Source organism: Moraxella equi (genome assembly GCF_002027555.1).
Classification (GTDB): Bacteria; Pseudomonadota; Gammaproteobacteria; order Pseudomonadales; family Moraxellaceae; genus Moraxella; species Moraxella equi.
Map to the genome: position 1 here is coordinate 19,196 of NZ_MXAP01000076.1, position 16,431 is coordinate 35,626.

At 36.7% G+C, this 16,431-nt stretch carries 20 protein-coding genes; 11 read left to right on the forward strand and 9 right to left on the reverse strand.

The genetic code is table 11. From position 1 onward, the window contains the following. Positions 1-16: 16 nt before the first annotated feature. On the forward strand, positions 17-4,279 hold the full coding sequence (locus B5J93_RS08010; RefSeq protein ID WP_079325923.1) for a DUF5710 domain-containing protein: 4,263 nt from the start codon (positions 17-19) through the stop codon (positions 4,277-4,279). Further along, positions 4,273-4,773: a thermonuclease family protein gene (locus B5J93_RS08015; RefSeq protein ID WP_079325924.1), complete on the forward strand. Its 501-nt coding sequence runs from the start codon at positions 4,273-4,275 to the stop codon at positions 4,771-4,773. The genes B5J93_RS08010 and B5J93_RS08015 overlap by 7 nt, the downstream gene beginning before the upstream one ends. 8 nt (positions 4,774-4,781) lie before the next feature. Here B5J93_RS08015 and B5J93_RS08020 read toward each other — a convergent pair whose 3' ends face one another. Further along, positions 4,782-5,432 carry a recombinase family protein gene (locus B5J93_RS08020; protein WP_115237334.1) on the reverse strand — a complete coding sequence of 217 codons (651 nt, stop codon included), beginning with the start codon at positions 5,430-5,432 and terminating at the stop codon, positions 4,782-4,784. A gap of 157 nt (positions 5,433-5,589) precedes the next feature. Between B5J93_RS08020 and B5J93_RS08025 the strand changes: the two genes are divergently transcribed. The 4 genes from B5J93_RS08025 to B5J93_RS08045 all read left to right on the forward strand — a co-directional run bounded on the left by B5J93_RS08025 (position 5,590) and on the right by B5J93_RS08045 (position 8,285). After that, positions 5,590-5,817, forward strand: a complete 228-nt coding sequence (locus B5J93_RS08025; RefSeq protein ID WP_079325925.1) for a hypothetical protein — start codon at positions 5,590-5,592, stop codon at positions 5,815-5,817. Positions 5,818-6,335: 518 nt separating this feature from the next. Then, positions 6,336-6,788 (forward strand): hypothetical protein, encoded by a 453-nt coding sequence (locus B5J93_RS08035; protein WP_079325927.1) that lies wholly within the window; start codon positions 6,336-6,338, stop codon positions 6,786-6,788. Further along, positions 6,769-7,197 (forward strand): hypothetical protein, encoded by a 429-nt coding sequence (locus B5J93_RS08040; RefSeq protein ID WP_079325928.1) that lies wholly within the window; start codon positions 6,769-6,771, stop codon positions 7,195-7,197. Before B5J93_RS08035 ends, B5J93_RS08040 begins: the two co-directional genes overlap by 20 nt. A gap of 44 nt (positions 7,198-7,241) precedes the next feature. After that, positions 7,242-8,285 (forward strand): Fic family protein, encoded by a 1,044-nt coding sequence (locus B5J93_RS08045; RefSeq protein WP_079325929.1) that lies wholly within the window; start codon positions 7,242-7,244, stop codon positions 8,283-8,285. Here the strand turns inward: B5J93_RS08045 and B5J93_RS08050 are convergent. From B5J93_RS08050 to B5J93_RS08060, 3 genes are read right to left on the reverse strand one after another with little or no spacing between them, the layout of a single operon-like run. Then, on the reverse strand, positions 8,282-9,178 hold the full coding sequence (locus tag B5J93_RS08050; RefSeq protein ID WP_079325930.1) for a relaxase/mobilization nuclease domain-containing protein: 897 nt from the start codon (positions 9,176-9,178) through the stop codon (positions 8,282-8,284). The two genes, B5J93_RS08045 and B5J93_RS08050, sit on opposite strands and share 4 nt — an antisense overlap. Continuing rightward, the gene (locus B5J93_RS08055) at positions 9,178-9,399 is read right to left on the reverse strand and encodes a hypothetical protein (RefSeq protein WP_079325931.1); all 222 of its coding nucleotides are present in this window, start codon (positions 9,397-9,399) and stop codon (positions 9,178-9,180) included. Before B5J93_RS08055 ends, B5J93_RS08050 begins: the two co-directional genes overlap by 1 nt. Positions 9,400-9,414: 15 nt before the next feature. Beyond that, complete coding sequence (locus B5J93_RS08060) at positions 9,415-10,074, reverse strand: hypothetical protein (protein ID WP_079325932.1); 660 nt, start codon at positions 10,072-10,074, stop codon at positions 9,415-9,417. A 316-nt stretch (positions 10,075-10,390) separates the two neighbouring features. On the opposite strand from B5J93_RS08060, the gene B5J93_RS08065 reads away from it, so the two are divergent. From B5J93_RS08065 to B5J93_RS08085, 5 genes are read left to right on the forward strand one after another with little or no spacing between them, the layout of a single operon-like run. Then, positions 10,391-10,732 (forward strand): hypothetical protein, encoded by a 342-nt coding sequence (locus tag B5J93_RS08065; protein WP_079325933.1) that lies wholly within the window; start codon positions 10,391-10,393, stop codon positions 10,730-10,732. Between the two features lie 8 nt (positions 10,733-10,740). After that, positions 10,741-11,481, forward strand: coding sequence for a nucleotide-binding protein (locus B5J93_RS08070; RefSeq protein ID WP_079325934.1), 741 nt, complete (start codon positions 10,741-10,743; stop codon positions 11,479-11,481). 55 nt (positions 11,482-11,536) lie between these two features. After that, positions 11,537-12,061 (forward strand): hypothetical protein, encoded by a 525-nt coding sequence (locus B5J93_RS08075; protein WP_079325935.1) that lies wholly within the window; start codon positions 11,537-11,539, stop codon positions 12,059-12,061. A gap of 7 nt (positions 12,062-12,068) precedes the next feature. Next, entirely contained in the window at positions 12,069-12,377 is a 309-nt protein-coding gene (locus tag B5J93_RS08080) for a BrnT family toxin (protein ID WP_079325936.1), read from the forward strand. Then, entirely contained in the window at positions 12,358-12,630 is a 273-nt protein-coding gene (locus tag B5J93_RS08085; RefSeq protein WP_012477703.1) for a hypothetical protein, read from the forward strand. The genes B5J93_RS08080 and B5J93_RS08085 overlap by 20 nt, the downstream gene beginning before the upstream one ends. Before the next feature lie 166 nt (positions 12,631-12,796). Here the strand turns inward: B5J93_RS08085 and B5J93_RS08090 are convergent, their stop codons facing one another. From B5J93_RS08090 to B5J93_RS08110, 5 genes are all read right to left on the reverse strand, one after another. Beyond that, positions 12,797-13,153 carry a hypothetical protein gene (locus B5J93_RS08090; protein ID WP_079325937.1) on the reverse strand — a complete coding sequence of 119 codons (357 nt, stop codon included), beginning with the start codon at positions 13,151-13,153 and terminating at the stop codon, positions 12,797-12,799. 122 nt (positions 13,154-13,275) lie between these two features. Beyond that, positions 13,276-13,473, reverse strand: coding sequence for a hypothetical protein (locus B5J93_RS08095; RefSeq protein ID WP_012477701.1), 198 nt, complete (start codon positions 13,471-13,473; stop codon positions 13,276-13,278). Next, positions 13,466-13,726, reverse strand: a complete 261-nt coding sequence (locus B5J93_RS08100; protein WP_079325938.1) for a hypothetical protein — start codon at positions 13,724-13,726, stop codon at positions 13,466-13,468. The genes B5J93_RS08095 and B5J93_RS08100 overlap by 8 nt, the downstream gene beginning before the upstream one ends. A gap of 48 nt (positions 13,727-13,774) precedes the next feature. Continuing rightward, complete coding sequence (locus B5J93_RS08105) at positions 13,775-14,098, reverse strand: hypothetical protein (protein ID WP_143823513.1); 324 nt, start codon at positions 14,096-14,098, stop codon at positions 13,775-13,777. Between the two features lie 178 nt (positions 14,099-14,276). After that, positions 14,277-15,821, reverse strand: a complete 1,545-nt coding sequence (locus tag B5J93_RS08110) for a RepB family plasmid replication initiator protein (RefSeq protein ID WP_079325940.1) — start codon at positions 15,819-15,821, stop codon at positions 14,277-14,279. Between the last annotated feature and the right edge of the window lie 610 nt (positions 15,822-16,431).

Sequence of the window (16,431 nt, forward strand, 5' to 3'; positions counted from 1 at the left end):
ATACTAGGAGTAAGTTATGACAGATAAAGAGAAAAAGCTAGAAGACTTTGGCGAACATATCGCAGGGGCGAAAAAAGAGACCTATTTTAGAGCCATAGACCCAGCAAGCGAAGAAGCCAAAACTTTGCCACTATCAAAATTATGGACTGATAAAGACATTAAAGCGATTGAAGATGTGCAAATATCAGCAATCGCCCATACGCTCAAAGATAGTATGCCAGCAAAGCCACGCCAAACCCACAAACTAAATCGCTGGCTAAGTGAATTGCTAGTCCGTCAAATGATGGTTGTGGATTTGATTGCCAAAAATGACCCTGCCTACACTCAAAGCATTTTGAGTGCTGTTATGAATATGAAAAATGGCGATAAAGCCTACTTGTTGCCACATCTCAATCGCAACGATTGGAAACGGATTGGCGAAGTGTCATTTTATCAACGCACCAATGCTGGCAATGCCATATCTCTGAGAGTAGAAATTGATGGAAAAAAACATTATTTTGACCCCAAAACCCCTGTTTTGGGTTTAAAAGGATTAGACGCTAAGGCATTGATTGATGAATTTACTGGCGATATTCAAACTTTACTCCAAGAGCAGACAAGAGATAAAAAGCCAACCGATTTAACCGCTAGTAGTTTTGATATTTATACACGCACAAAAGATGATACAGCTTTTATTTGTGCAAAAACAGACAGACAAAGAACACCACTTATTGAATTTGAAACACTAGCAGAAGCTCGTGAATATAAAAAAGACCCCGAAAATATTGCAGAATTAAGCAGACGCTGGACAGCTCATAGAGAGCATAACTCTATTACAAAAACTGATATGCGAAATGCGGTCAATGAAGAGCGGACAGGGCAATCATACAGAGACCACAACATAACAACTGATGAATTTGAAAAAACTTTTGGGGTGCGTGGTGGACAATTTGGCAACTGGGTAAACAATGAAGAACGCCAGCAAATGCTAAACGCCACTTATGACGGCTTTATGGACTTATCAAAAGCCCTAAACATTAAGCCAAAGGCAATAGGCTTAAATGGCACGCTTGCTATTGCTTTTGGTGCAAGGGGAAGCGGTTGGGCTTCCGCTCACTATGAGCGTGGCGAACAGGTTATTAACCTTACCAAAACTCGTGGAGCTGGCTCACTCGCTCACGAATGGTGGCACGCCCTAGACCACTATATGAAAAATGGCGATGACCTATTGACACGCCATTTAAACACCAACAGCACCGCACGACACCAAGAGCTTATCGCCCCAGTCCGTGAACTGGTTAAAGACATTCATAAATCGGAATTATACGGTCGTTCACAAACCGCAGACGCATACCGCAGTCAGCCTTACTTCGCAACTGATGTAGAAATGACCGCCAGAGCTTTTGAAGGACATATCCAGCATACCCTATCCAAAATGGGGATTAAAAATGATTTCTTGGTAAACATTAGGGCTGAAAAGGACTGGCAAAAGAATTTAGACGCTTACCCTTATCCCAAAGCAGAAGAATTAGAACTGCTTGGCAAGGCGTACAATGCCGTTTTTGACACACTCAAAGAAGTGGATAAGGAATTTGCACCAGTTCACTATGAGCCTGAACAGATTATTCACGCTGATACTTTGGCTGTTACAGAAGCTGAAAAGACAAAAGAAAATCAACCTTTTGCATTGGATGCTTATTTGCAAAATAATGGGTTTACCCAAGATATTCACGGTATTTGGCAAAAAGAAGTATCAGGCTATGATGAAAAGCTAATGATTTTTGGTTATCCAAACAGTTCATTAGATATTCGTCTTGGCGACAATCGCTCCACACTAATAGCCAAAATGGACGAAAATATCAGCCTTGAAGAAGTGCATAAAACTTTTACTGAAAGCTGGTATAGTGATTTGGTAGAATGGCGATTGGACAACGAAAAAACGCAGGAACACGCCAAACAGTCTTTAAATACTGCTGATGAACCACAGGCTCAAACAGTAGGCAAAACCACGCCAATTCAACAACCGCAAGAATTGCCGTCTGCCGTAAACAAAATTTTAATCAACAATTATTTGGAAAATAATGGTTTTGAAAAAGGTATCAATGTTGGCAGTTATCGTAAACAAATAGATGATAATAATTTGCTGGTTGTTGGCGTTGCCAATGATGTATCTATTCAAAGCGTGGCTAATAACCAAGTCAAAGGGCAAGAGACGGTTTTATCAAGTCTTACACAGAATTTAAGCGAAGATGACATAAAGCAAGCATTTAGCCAGTCAAAATTGTGGCAAGCTCATTTGGGGCAATCTGTACAGCCTACAATCCAAGCGGAGCAACCTACACAACCAACGCCAGTAGCCCAACAGCAACAGGCGACAGCCTACACGCCCAATATTTCCCAATATGATACCAAGCTAAATACTCCCTATGCCGAAAAAAACCAAGCCAAAGCACTAGGGGCGAAGTGGGATAATGCCAATAAAACTTGGTACGCCCCAGCAGGAATTGACTTAAATAAATTTGAAAAATGGCTACCCAAAGAAAAAGAGCAGTCTAAGCAGTCAAGCGACAAATTAGCAAATGGCCCAGCCCAAGCACCGCAGGGGCGAACCAACGCCATTCCCCAAGCCCAAAGGCTTTATCTGTACACACGCCCCAGCGACAATGAAAAAATGCAGGAGCTAAAAGCACAGGGTATTATTAAATTTGACTCACCCAATAAGCTATGGTACGCCCACAAGGACAATGCCGAAGCCGTCAAGGAGTGGACGACACGCCCCAATGTGCCAACCCCTGAACAGGCATTAACCGACCATTTACGCAGTATGGGTATTAAGGTGGACGCAGGACACCCAATTTTTGACGAGCGACCACACCGCCTAAGCAATGACGGCTCAACCGATAAAAATGTGATGTATCACGCCTATGCCAATCAAGGCGGTGTACCGTACGCACGCATTACCAATTTTAGCCGTAATGGGGTTAGCGAATGGACTTATCCAGCCGAATACCTAAGTGATTTACGCACCATAGAAGCCGTTGATAGAGCAATGGGGCAATCTTATACCAACCGCTCCACTCCAACCGCCAACGCCCCACAAACAGCACCACAGAACCAAAACCTGCCACAGGAGCGACAAGAACCGCCAAAAGACGAAGCCAAAATCGCCCTTGAAAACCTAATGGCAGAGCGTGCCAAAATGCTAATGAGCTTTGCCCCCATTGCTGACAACAACCAAAATTACCTTGATAAAAAGCAGGTAACGGCTAATGGCGTTGCTCACATTGTTCCCAGCAGTGATAAAATTCCAGAACATTTGCAGTCGGAAATTGCTATTGGTAATACACCAAAGCAGTATTTTTGGTTGCTTGCCAACAACCCTGAAAACAAACTGGTCTTACAGCGTGGCAACCTTGTTATCCCCCAATATAACGCACAGGGCGAAATGCGAGCCTTTGAAACCATTGCCTACAATGGCAGAAAATACGCCTTAAAAGACGCTGAAAAGAAAAGTATGATGACGGTGTTAGGCAGTCTTGAAAATGGCAAGCCTATTGTGATTGCAGAAGGCTATGCAACAGGAGCGACTTTGCACGAACACACAAAGCGAGATGTTGTTGTGGCATTTGGTAAAAATGGTTTAATGGATATTGCCAAAGAATTAAGGGATAACTACCCTGATAGCAAAATCTATATTGGGGCTGATAACGACCACAACAAAGAGCAAAATTATGGACTACAAAACGCTTTGGCGGTGCAAGGGGCGGTTAAAAATGTCTATGTTCTTATACCCCAATTTGAAGCTGGCGATACAGGCAAAGATTGGAATGATGTCCTTGTAGATAAAGGGGTTGGCGAACTAAAACGCCAGCTCACAGAGCAGTTATTAGCCATTAACCCTGACGCTAGAAAAACAAAACAAGAAACAAGAGCTGAACCGCTCCAAGCTCCAATTCAAGCACCACAAGACCCATTAAGCCTTGAAGTAATTAAACAAAATTACCCTGCAATGTCTGATAGCAATTTACAGGCAATACAAGCGTGGAAAGTTGAAATTGATAAACGGTACGCCAGCGAACCTTATCGCCAAGAAACCAGCATAAACCGCTTAATCGCTAAATTGCCTGACTTGGCACAAGGGGAACAGCTACCATTCCCAAAGAGCCAAGCAATGCAGGAGCATAAACCGCCAGAGCCAACCGTTACCGCCGAAGCGACCCAGCCACAGACAAATCAACCAACCACACCCCAAACACAAGACCAGCATTCAATCAATGGCGGTGGTGGGCGAAAATGGTAAAGGGTTTATTTTTCTTTGTCTTAACAGTTTTAATAGCTGGTTGTGCCAATGGCAAAACAATCACAAATCAAGACTGCCGTGTAGTCGCCATTCTTGACGGCGATACTTTTGAATGTGTGGACACACAATTAAACCAACCCAAAAAAGTTGATAAAATCACAGTCCGTCTATCCTACATAGACGCACCTGAAAAGAGGCAAGCCTTTGGACAGGTTGCCAAAAAATCCTTATCGGATATGGTCTATCAAAAGCAGGTTACGCTCAAAATACACGGTCAAGACAAATACAACCGCACCCTTGCCGAAGTCTTTTACAATGACGCCAATATAAATCAGCAAATGGTTAGGCTTGGTATGGCGTGGGCGTACCGTGATTTTAAGCCCAGTCCTGCATATATTGAGCTTGAAAATCAAGCTAAAAACAGTCGTCTTGGTCTATGGTCTGAACCCAACCCCACTCCGCCTAGTGAGTGGCGGAAAACCAACAAACAATAAAACGCACGCTATTTCTTTTTGCGTTTGGCAAGATAGCGGTTCAGCGTGGAAAGGCTCACGCCAATTTCATCAGCAATGCTTTGGTATGAAATGGATTTGTAACTTTGCAAATCCTTTTCTTTTTGTGCCAGTCGCTCTTCAATGATTGCTTGTTTTTCAGGGGTTAGGGACGGCTTACGCCCTTTATACACGCCCCTTTGCTTGGCTTTGGCGATACCCTCTTTTTGGCGTTCACGGATTAAAGCTCGTTCCAGTTCTGACACCGCCCCCAAGATGTGCAAAAAGAATTTATCCATAGGGCTGTTATTGACACCGTCAAAAGTTAGATTATCTTTGATAGATTTAAAGCTAACCCCTTTTTTGTTAAGCTGATTGATGATAGAAATTAGGTCTTCAAGACTTCGTGCCAGTCGGTCAAGGCTATGTACCACGACTGTATCGCCATAGCGTACATAATCTAGCATTGCTTTGAGCTGGGGGCGGTCTTTGGTGCTACCAGTCATTTTATCAGTAAAAACACGGTCAAGAGCGACACCGTCAAGCTGGCGGTCTGTGTTTTGGTCGGAGCTGGACACTCGCACATAACCAACGGTCTGCACTTTTTGAATGTTCAGCTCGTCAATGTCTATGGTTCGGTCTAGGTCTAATGGGTCTTTCATTTTTTATGTCATATCTCAAAATTGGTCTTATTATGCAATAGTTATGTCAAAAAATCAATATAACCCTATTGACACAGGTTTTTAGTAGTATATAATATATATCAATAGGGTGTACTCTATTGATATATATTGAATTATCAATATTTTAGGAATGCTTATGAAAAATTTCACTATTACTCATCTTGACCTATCCAGTCCCAACTTGCAACCACTTGCCAATGATGTTGGAATGGACGAAAATGAAGTCTTGGCTATTCTGCAATCCGCACAAAGCAAAAAACATTCAAGCCAATTTGATAAAAATGAAAAATTGGTGTTTGAAAAATTATTGGCAATGTCAAGAAAATGCAATATTTTTGTTACAACAATCATTGAAAGGAATTAAATTGTGATAAATGGATTTTCTGTTGAGCAAAGTATATTTATTTTGGCAACTATAATGCTTGGATTATATATTTCATTTTGTCCAATTTCAAAAGAAAAATACAAAAATAGTTATGATAGGCAAAAAAGATTACAAAATTTTCATAGGGTAACTACACCTATACTAATAATATCTGTTCTATATTTTAATTTTTTTAACTAAATATAGAAATAAGGCTATGATTATGAACTACGATAAGCTACTTGAAGACCTAAAAGAACTTCACAAAGAAATGTTGGAGCAAGGTAATACAGTAGAAGCAGATTATATTCTCAATAGAGCAATCCCAACTGTTGAGAGAAGAAAAAATAGCCTGCTATATAGATTATGGTTTTGGTTACAATGCAACGAGACCGCAATAAGAGTATTACTGATGTTTAGTATGTGCATTTCTTTAATATATATCAAATACTTTTGGAAATAAGTTGTGAACCCAGACAAATATTTTTTATTTTGAAAATAAATTAAGAGTTTCTAATATGAGAACAAAAAAAATTCCTTTAACTTTTTTAGAGCCAGTACATATAATACACAATCATTGTTGTATAAGAAATGATGAACAGTTTAATTCTTGGGAAAAAGAATGGAAAATAAATATTAAAAAAATGGCTAAATTGTTGGTTGATTTAGAAGATAATGAAAGTGAATTTACCTTAGATTTTGTACACAAATTTTCTGATGAAAATGTAATTGTAAGATTATACAGAAAATGTTGTTATGAAGAAAAAAGGTTTTTTTATATTTTAAAATATTACAATGGCGATGATGTTTCATTGTCAATTAGATTTTATTCTATGATATTAGCATTCAATGCTGTATCTGAACACAATGAAATAAATAAAAAAATATTTGATATTTCTGTATCGGAAATCGCTTACGAAATAGAATGTATCAGAAATTATGGAAATAAAAATGAACCTAGACCAATTTAATTTTCATTGGCTTTTTACCATATTGGCATTTTGGTGTTTTTATGTGGCATTAAAGCCAAGCAAAAAATACCACAAGATAGATAAATTTTTACGGTATGCCAATGGTGTACTAGGGATTACTTGTCTTGTTTTATCCATTTGGCTAACATACCAATCCAATTACATAAATAACGGTTATTCCAATATCGCCAAAATAACCTTGTACACCTGCACCAAAGACAATAAGACCATAGAGCAGGATTGTGAATATATAGGAGCAATCACTTACCGCCCCTATATGCGTGAGCTAATGATAACCACAACACCGCTCTACCCTATTTTAAATTGCCCTAGTCCTAACAATCGTTGTGTGCAGGAGCGAATTTTTGTGGATAAGGGGAATGTGAAAAGTTTAGAAAAATTAAATTAAATATGCTATAATTTTTAATCAATTTTGTATTTCAGGTTGTTTTTATGAATGAACATACTCCAAAAAACCCAATACCATACAATCAAGACAAGCTATTGTATAAGCCAATATTTTCACAAGAAGAACTATTTTACTTGGAAGCGTTAAATTATTACTCAAAAAGCGAGTATTTAATGTCTCCAAGAAACATAGAAGCATTTTCCATTGAGTTTGCTTATACTTCTGCTGTCCTTGAAGGCAATACTTATAATGCAATAGAAACAGAGATTTTATTAAAAACAGGTAGAACTTCTGGCTCTCAAAAGAAGTTTGAAGAAGCTCTAATGTTAAAAAATATGCACCGCTCATTTGATTATTTGGTTAATGAAGTAATTCAAGGTGGAAAAGAAAATCAAAGACCATTCACTTATTTATTAAAAAATGCACACTACCAAGCGTCAGAAATGATGTTGGATAAAAACGAATGTGGTTCTATTAGAAAAGAACCTGTTTTTATTGGTATGTGTTCCTATGTTCCGTCAAGTATCCCAGCACAATTAGAAACTGGACTTGAAATAATAAACAATGAGTACAACAATATTCAAAATCCATTTGAGAAAGCTGTTTATGCTCATCAAAACCTTGCTTATTTACAATATTTTTCAGACCACAACAAAAGAACTGCTCGCAATATGTGTGCTTACACCTTAATGCTTCACGACAAAATGCCTGTGATGTTTACAGAAAGAAGCGTGGAAGAATATGCTCGTGCAGTTACTCATTACTATGAAAGTGAACCAGCAGATTACACCGAATTTGCAAAGTATTTCATTTCATCTTATGAGCGAGTTTGTTCAAGAATGAATGCTAATGCTATTGTTGAAGCCCAAAATATTCTAAAAGTTATGTCTAGTAAAAATCTAAATGAAAGCTATCCAATGCTTTCAGATAATCAGATATTGGAACTAAAAACCAATAGAGATATGATTTTGGAAAGATACCCAGCACCAAAAGCACAAATTATTGCATTTGAAAGTTTGGCAAACCAAATATCAGACATTGAAAAAAGTCAAGAATTAGACCAAGACAAGGGCAAAGGCGGACGCTAACGCCCCCTGCCCTTATCTTTGACCGCCCTACTCTCAACCAGTTTTTTAATTTCTGCCTTTAATTCTGTTTGGTCGCTAGGCAAGCTATCAGCATACGCCTGATACCGCTTGGCGACTTCGCTATGGGTTGCCTGTATCTTTTTAAGCTGGCTCGCTGTTGGCTTTTTGTCGCCCTGCTTCGCCCCTGTACGCTCATTCTTGTGTAACATACCCTGTTTTTTATTGTCTTGATATTTAAATTGGTGTATCCGCCGTGTGGCTGTGGCTTCTATACCCTGCTCTTTGAGTTTTGCCACAAAAGCCAAGCGGTAATTGTGCAGGTCTTGCTTTCGTGGGTTCAGGCGTTCGCCCCTATCATTGGTCGCATTGAGCAGAATGTGGCAATGGGGGCTGTCAGTATCTAGGTGCTGTGCCATAAAGAATTTATGACCGTCAAATTCTTCTTTAACAAGGTTTCTAACTGCCGTTTTCATAGCGTCAGGATTTGTACCTTTTGGCATAGAAAACACAAAATGAAACGCTTCTTTGCGTGTGCCTGTTTCGTGCTTGTCGTGCATACCCATAGCACCCCAAGCACCCAGTAAGTCTTTTTGCTCATTCTTGCCAGTATAAATATTGCCGTCTTGGTCTTCTATTTCAACCTTGCCATTTCGTCCGATATAATCAGCGTGCGATTGAGCCTTATTAACCCCCTTTGATGAACCGCTTATTTTTACCACAACCTGCGGTAATTTTTTATTAACACCTTTTACTGTATTTAAAGTGGTCTTTTTGGCATTATAATTAGGACGAACCGAATTAAAAGACAAGACACCGCCACTACTGGCTGATTTTTTGGTCTTTTTAGCAGTACCTGCAAACCAATAATCAGGGTCATCAAATATTTTTGTCATTATCTTTTACTCTCAATTAGAAAAATCATATAATAAACCAAAGCACAGACAAAAGAATTAACAGTAATAGTAATAAAAGGTTTTTCAATAAGACCATAGAAAAAACCATTAAAAGCATAAAATTTACCCAAATCTATATCAAAGAAATTAAGCAAAAATGAAATAGTGCCAAAAATAAAAACAAAGAAAAAGAAAATATAAAAAAATAATTTAAAATTCATTTCAACCCCCTATTATTAGTAAATACCTGTACTAGATTTCAATAAATCTTGGACAAATTGAATGTGTTTTTGAATTTGATTGTATAACTGGTTAATTGGCAATTCTATCATATCGCCAGCATTATTTGCTTTTGCTATTTGATTAACATTAACACCGATTTTATACAATTCATAATTTGACTTTTTCAAAGCCTCTATTTCACTACCAAGCAGTCTTTTTTGTGAATACAAATGCTCCAATATGATAACTGTGGTATAATATTGTATGGAGCTATGGCTATTTTGTGCCAGTTGCTCTAAGTATTCATAATCATAAATTGGGATTGATAATTGCAATCTTTGTTTTTTAACACCAAGTTTTTTTCTTGATAATTTTTTTGCCAAATCGTGATTGTTTTGTGATTTGGCTTCTTGAATTGCTTTATTATGATTTTGTATTTGTTCTTGGTGTTGCTCAATGAATTTTTGTTTATTAGCAATGGCTTGATTTTTTAATTCATCTTGACAAATTCCACTTGATGAATTTTGCACCTGTTCATCACGCATTGCCCTATCAATGAGTGCCAAAATCGCTTTGGTGCGTGATGACGAGCCAAGCTCATTTTGAGCGTAGCGGTGCAAAAAATCTTTGTGGTCTTGGGTCAGTCCCAAGAGCTTAAACGGTGTTTGAGCCATAAAAAGCACCCCAAGAAAAGAGCGGAAAGAATAGTAAGAACTGGGAATATTGTACCATATTTTACGGCGTTAGCCTATCCTGCACTACACTAGAAAAAACAAAGAAAAAAGTCAGTTTTGTGGGGTTGGATTATAAGCATAAATAGCTAAATTATTGAAAATAATTGAATTTAGTTGAAAAATATTGAAATTTACAAAAATTTTGTTGAAAATAGTTGAAATTGATTGAATTTATGGTTATAATGGTTGAGAAATCTTGAAAATGATTGAAATTTGATATAAAATGCTCTAAATTTTGCTAAGGAGGTCAATATGTATGGCTAGACCAAGATTAACCAAAGAAGCAATTGCTTTCATTGTGGAGTGTAGAGATAATCCCAAAGAAATCCACACTTGGGAAGACATAGCCAATTTGGTTTCTGATAAATTTGGTATCAAAGTTTCATTTCAAGCTATTGCCAAGAACTATCAAAAACACAAAGATAGTATCCAAATAAATAGGCAATCATTAGAAGTAAACAAAAACCAAAATCATCAGATTTTAGAAACAAAAAAACCCTTATTTAAACCAAAACAAAAACCACAAACATTATCACAAGGTTTTGATAAAAACGATGATGATTTTGATTTGGAAGATTTGTTAAGCAAAGCAGAATAGGTGAAATTATGACTTATCCATTAGAAAACAGCATTCACTTTGTAATGCAATCCAAAGGCGGTGTTGGCAAAAGCGTTGTAAGCACGCTAATGTCTCAATATCTATTAAAAAATGCAAATGATGTATCATTGATTGATATTGACCCAAGTAATAAAACACTAGCAAGTTATAAAAATCTTAATGTTGAACAAATTAACATTATGAAAAGCGATGAAGAATTGGTAGACCAATCAAAATTTGATGGATTTTTACAAAAATTCTTACAGAGTGATAATGCAACTTTTTTGGTTGATACAGGCTCTGGCGAATTTTTACCACTTAATAACTATCTTGTTATTATGGACATTCCAAGTATCATTCAAGAATTTGGTAAAAATATTTATATTCACGTGCCAATTAGTTATGGACAAGCCGAACAAGACAGTATAAAATGCTTGGTAAAAATTGCTGAAAATTACCCAAACACACCAATCATTGTGTGGGAAAATGAATATTTTGGAAAACCTGTCAATGATTTTATCAAAACAAAAGCCTATCAGTCCATTAAAAACATTATTGGCGTGGTTAAAATAAGCAAACTAAATACAGACACTTTTGAAAAAGATTTTAGCACAATGCTTAAAAATAGTATGACATTTGACGATGTTAAAACCGATGAAAAAGTGTTTCAATTTTTTAGCAAAACTCGCTTACACCGCATAGAGCAGGATATTAACACCCAAATTGACGCAGTTTTCAATCAAGCATAAATCAGGGTAGGGCGACAGTAGTAATACTATCGCCTTTTTGACTTGGAGCAATCAAATGACTAAAACCAACGAAAAAGAGTTGATAATTCAAGAAATTTTTAAAAAGACCAACACCAAAATAACCGAAGATGACCCCCTTGTGGAAGTCATTATTGGTTTTCAACAAGTTCTCGAAGACACCAAAGAAGATTTTAGGGAATGGGCTGGTATTTTTAACGCTCAATTTCAAGATGAAATGACGGACATTGCCCTAAAAAACAACACCCAGCTTGCAATCCTAGACCACGATGTGAGCGAAATTCGCCAAAATATTGCCGAAGTTACCAACACCATTTTGGCTAGCTTTGACGAAAAAGCCAAAGATTTAAATATGATTTTAACCAAGCTCCAAGTCAATCACGAACAAGACACCAGCGACAACTTCGCCAAGCACCTTGCCAAGATTGATGATAAATACCAGCAGATGATGGCAATCCAAGCCAAAGATAAGGCATTTAGCCAAAGAGAAGTACTGTTTGGTGTGGGGGGTTTGGTGGCTGGTGTTGTGATTTGCTTGTTGGCATTTTTTATAGTAAGATAGGTGGAATATGCCAACTTTTCAAATTTATGGCGTAACTTTTCATTGGCGAAATGACAAATGGTATGCCACTTATGATAAACGCAAAATTGAGATTGAAGAAGCCGTATCCGTTTTTGAAGACCCATACCGTCTAACTGACATTGATAGCCGATTTGATTATGATGAAATGCGTATGGCAACAGTTGGATTGAGCAATAAAGGCAGACTGCTTACTGTTGCGTGGGTTGAAATAGACGAATACAATATCACAATCATCACGGCTTTTAAAGCTGGACACAACCAAGCGGAAGATTACTATGCGTACAGACAAATTTGATTATGATGACAAACGATATAGCGAGCAAGAAATGCAAGCTATCCGAGTAAGTCGCAATCCACACCTTTACCCAAAATCCCTACAAAATTTTGACAGAAACCGAGCCAAAGCCCTCGCACAAAACACCCAACCCACAAACTCATTGCTAGATGATGATGTTTTGAGCTGGCTTACTCGTCAAAATGTAGAGACCAAACGCCATATCAACGAAATGCTCCGCCAAGCAATGCAAATGCAACAGGCGATGATTTGATACCCACGCCCAGCCTGATTTTTCTTTTGTCTTTTTAGCAAAAATAAACACCGCCTAAGCGGTGTTTAAATCAATATATGGTTGTCGGCAGGAGGTGTTTTAACACAATATATTGTATTAGCACAAAAAATCAAGGCAACCCATTGATTACCTTGATTTGTGCGATTTATGCAATTTCTTGATATTCTCGCTCCATTTCATCAATCAATTCGTAGAAATCTGCCCAATCTTGAATTTCCGTACTATTGATATAAAAATGACTGTCCAAAGAATTGATATACCAATCAATATCCAATCCCAAATGCTCATACTTGCTTTGAATAACGCTTTCTAGCACCAAGCAAATCTCGCCAATGTAGATGTTGCAAAATAGGGGCATTTCTTGATAACCACGAGCAATTTCCCAAACTCTCTCATCAATATCATTAAGACAGCCACGCTCCAAATCTTCCGCCAAATCAAATAAGTCAGAAAAATGACTTGGCACGCCAATAGTAAGATTATAAGATAGGATATGAGACATAACAAACTCCAAGTAAATGAGTTAATAAACACACAATCAAGTAAATGATTGAAGAAATCATCAAAAACCTTAATGTTCTTGATGTGTTTATTATATATAACTTAGGTTAGATTGTCAAGCGATTATTTGCCATTTTTTGTAAAATATTCAGAAAAAACTTCTACAAAAACAGACTTAAATTTCTTATCTTTTTTCAACTGTTCTAAGTTGTCAAAAATCCACTTTTCTTGCTTGTCATCCAAATACAAATCAAGGGCAACTTTTTTTGTTTGTCTTTTAGCAGAATATCTAGCAACCGCTTCTTTTTGGGCTTCACTCATCATAATCTCCATAAATTAAGTTTTTTGCCATATTATTTACTGCTGGCAATGATTTTAATTTAAAATCTATCAAATCATCAATAGCAGATTGAAAAGTATTTTTATTATTTTCCGCTACGGATTTTTTTAATTTATCAATGGTTATCTGAATGGATTTTTGTTTATCACAAGTCCATTCATCAACAATTTTTAACTTAGTTTCTTTGGTTAATCTTTTTGACAAACGATAACCTATTGAGCGTTTTTGAGCCATAAGCCACTCCATTATAGAAAAATCAGCCCAAATTGGGCTGATTTTTACTTACTTTGATGATACAGCAACCGCCACAAAAATTGCAGTCATTGAAGAGATTAAACTTACAACAATCGGTATCCACATTGCATATTTACTATCTCGTTCATTCTTTCGTATTTCTGAACGCATTTTTTCAATGTAGGCTTCTCGCTCAATTGCCCTTGCTTGGCGTTCTTCTTCGGCTTCGGCTTGGCGAGCCTGACGGTCTATTTCGGCAATGCGAAAATCTTCACGCATTTTTTCAACAGTCGCCTGACTTTCAGCAACTATTTGTTCTAGGTGTTTGATTTGAGCCATTTTCAAATCCTTATCTAGTTGGTTATCAAACATAACAATCAACCTTTCAAAAAGCACACAATCAAGTAAATGATTGTACAAAAGCCCAATGCCTTTGATAAATACCATTATATTTAACTTAGGTTATATTGTCAAGCATTCCAATACAAATATTTTAAGCAACAAATATGATTATTGATAAAATATTTTTTCTTTTGTCTTTCCAGCAAATTTATCTCGCCAAAATCTCATCAATCATGGCAAAATGCTTTCTCGCTTCCTTATCCAGCAAATAACGCTCCCACATTCTCACCACACCAGCATAATCACCCTGATTAAAATACGTTCTTTCAATGCCACCACCAATTCTCTTTTGGTTGGCTTCCACAAACTCCTGAGCGTGTTCTGTGAGCTTTTCCAAGTCCTTTTTGAGTTGTTCCTGTTGCATTCTTTTGACTTCTCTTGCTTCGGCTTCGGCTTTCTCTTTTTCGGCTTTGGCTCTTGCTTCGGCTTCGGCTTTCTCCTTGGCAATCTGCTGAGCGGTAGGGTGGCTTTTTGCTTCTTCCTGCGTGTACCAATCGGACGGCACAAAATCTAACAATTTCAAATATTCAACATATTGCCCCTGAAAATGCACATTGCTAATTTCATCAATAACAATTTCAATATCTTTATCTATTTTTTTGGCAATTTTTGCCCCAAAAACCGCTAATTGTTTTGGTGTCATTTTGAAATTAACAAATGGGTTATTTTCTTTGGGCTTATCATCACTATTCTTTGTTTTGTCTTTTACAGATTTTATGCTGGTATCAATATAGGAAAATGTTAGACTAGTTACCACTCTACCAACCTTGTGTTGCTGATACTCAATTCTAATTGGCGTGTGTTTATGCACTTCTTTTATTGACTTATCAATAACATACAGCTTAAAATCAGAGAATTTTTTATAGGTATCCACACAGTCAAATTTCTCTCTCAAATGCTCAATGGTATAGTGTCCATTACTTTCTTTTGAACTTAATATCATTTCAAGCATAATAATACCATAAGCACCCAAATTTATTATCCAATCCCTTTGATACTGTGTCCAAAAATTACCAGTCGTTTTGTCAAAAACAGTCAGCATTTCAATGACAGTATCATCAAGTTTTACTTTGATTTTTGCTTCATTCTCAATATAATCACACTCAGAAACCCAACTTACACCCTTTTTGGATTTTCCGTTTTGTGTCTTATACCAAAAGAAAAAGGCTTTCTCCACAATACTATCTGCGGTCTTTTCTAATTCAGAATAAACTGATTTACCTTTTAGTTGATATTCGTTGGCAAATTCATTGGCGAATACATAAAACATACGATTGTTGGGGTCTTTTTCAATCTGTTTTCTTACAATAGGCGACAAAAACAAAATCAACCTACGCTCATTTAAAGTTAAATTGCTAATGGCGTGCAATAGGCGATTTTGGATAATAATCAAATCTTCACTATTAGCATAAGTCATCTCTCTTTTCTTGGTTTTGACAGTGGGTTGGCTTGCTGTTGGCACAACTGGCAATGTCGGGACTGGTTCATCATAAAGAAAATCAGGTCTAGGCTCTGGTACATACACATCGGTCAAAAAATCAAACACGACAGGGTCGTTTGGGTCAAGACGAAATTTTTGTACCACTTTGAGTTTATTTTTAATGTCCTCGTTCCAAGTCTCTTTCATAAACCTTACCAAATCGTTAAAGTGGAGTTGTTCGGACGGGGTTAGCTCTGAAAATTTTCTATACATATCAATACCTTATAATTCAAAAAGCAAAGATTTTGGTACTATTATAACACATTTTACGAAAAATAAAATATTTTTCGCACTTAGTACCAAAAACTTCGCACTTAGTACCAAAAACTTCGCACTTAGTACCAAAAACTTCGCACTTAGTACCAAAAACTTCGCACTTAGTACCAAAAACTTCGCACTTAGTACCAAAAACTTCGTCATATTATGTTTTAACTTATTGATTTTAAAAATAAAAAATCGCCCCAAAATTATAAAATAAGAAAATTATTAAAAATAATAAAAAGGCTACGCTACCGCTTCGTTGTTTTATTGCTCTAATTTTTTATTTTGTCTTTTTAGTTAATAAATTTTTCATTTATGAAACTTATTTTTATAAATCATTCTGTTTTCGTATAAATTTATATTAAAAATCAAATACTTAAAAAAATATTTACATTTTCTTAGTAAATTCTGATAAAAAACACTTGCACTTGAAAATTATTTAAATTATAATCAAGGCGTGGTTTAGAGTTTCCCTTATTTACAAAATTCATATAAAAAAGGTGGCATTATGACTTTACAAATGCTAAAAGACAAAGCAAAATACGCAACGCAACGCAACGCA

Coding starts and splice junctions, on each gene's coding strand:
- B5J93_RS08010 (WP_079325923.1), top strand. CDS start 17: ATGACAGATAAAGAGAAAAAGCTAGAAGACTTTGGCGAACATATCGCA.
- B5J93_RS08015 (WP_079325924.1), top strand. CDS start 4,273: ATGGTAAAGGGTTTATTTTTCTTTGTCTTAACAGTTTTAATAGCTGGT.
- B5J93_RS08020 (WP_115237334.1), bottom strand. CDS start 5,432: ATGAAAGACCCATTAGACCTAGACCGAACCATAGACATTGACGAGCTG.
- B5J93_RS08025 (WP_079325925.1), top strand. CDS start 5,590: ATGAAAAATTTCACTATTACTCATCTTGACCTATCCAGTCCCAACTTG.
- B5J93_RS08035 (WP_079325927.1), top strand. CDS start 6,336: ATGAGAACAAAAAAAATTCCTTTAACTTTTTTAGAGCCAGTACATATA.
- B5J93_RS08040 (WP_079325928.1), top strand. CDS start 6,769: ATGAACCTAGACCAATTTAATTTTCATTGGCTTTTTACCATATTGGCA.
- B5J93_RS08045 (WP_079325929.1), top strand. CDS start 7,242: ATGAATGAACATACTCCAAAAAACCCAATACCATACAATCAAGACAAG.
- B5J93_RS08050 (WP_079325930.1), bottom strand. CDS start 9,178: ATGACAAAAATATTTGATGACCCTGATTATTGGTTTGCAGGTACTGCT.
- B5J93_RS08055 (WP_079325931.1), bottom strand. CDS start 9,399: ATGAATTTTAAATTATTTTTTTATATTTTCTTTTTCTTTGTTTTTATT.
- B5J93_RS08060 (WP_079325932.1), bottom strand. CDS start 10,074: ATGGCTCAAACACCGTTTAAGCTCTTGGGACTGACCCAAGACCACAAA.
- B5J93_RS08065 (WP_079325933.1), top strand. CDS start 10,391: ATGGCTAGACCAAGATTAACCAAAGAAGCAATTGCTTTCATTGTGGAG.
- B5J93_RS08070 (WP_079325934.1), top strand. CDS start 10,741: ATGACTTATCCATTAGAAAACAGCATTCACTTTGTAATGCAATCCAAA.
- B5J93_RS08075 (WP_079325935.1), top strand. CDS start 11,537: ATGACTAAAACCAACGAAAAAGAGTTGATAATTCAAGAAATTTTTAAA.
- B5J93_RS08080 (WP_079325936.1), top strand. CDS start 12,069: ATGCCAACTTTTCAAATTTATGGCGTAACTTTTCATTGGCGAAATGAC.
- B5J93_RS08085 (WP_012477703.1), top strand. CDS start 12,358: ATGCGTACAGACAAATTTGATTATGATGACAAACGATATAGCGAGCAA.
- B5J93_RS08090 (WP_079325937.1), bottom strand. CDS start 13,153: ATGTCTCATATCCTATCTTATAATCTTACTATTGGCGTGCCAAGTCAT.
- B5J93_RS08095 (WP_012477701.1), bottom strand. CDS start 13,473: ATGAGTGAAGCCCAAAAAGAAGCGGTTGCTAGATATTCTGCTAAAAGA.
- B5J93_RS08100 (WP_079325938.1), bottom strand. CDS start 13,726: ATGGCTCAAAAACGCTCAATAGGTTATCGTTTGTCAAAAAGATTAACC.
- B5J93_RS08105 (WP_143823513.1), bottom strand. CDS start 14,098: ATGTTTGATAACCAACTAGATAAGGATTTGAAAATGGCTCAAATCAAA.
- B5J93_RS08110 (WP_079325940.1), bottom strand. CDS start 15,821: ATGTATAGAAAATTTTCAGAGCTAACCCCGTCCGAACAACTCCACTTT.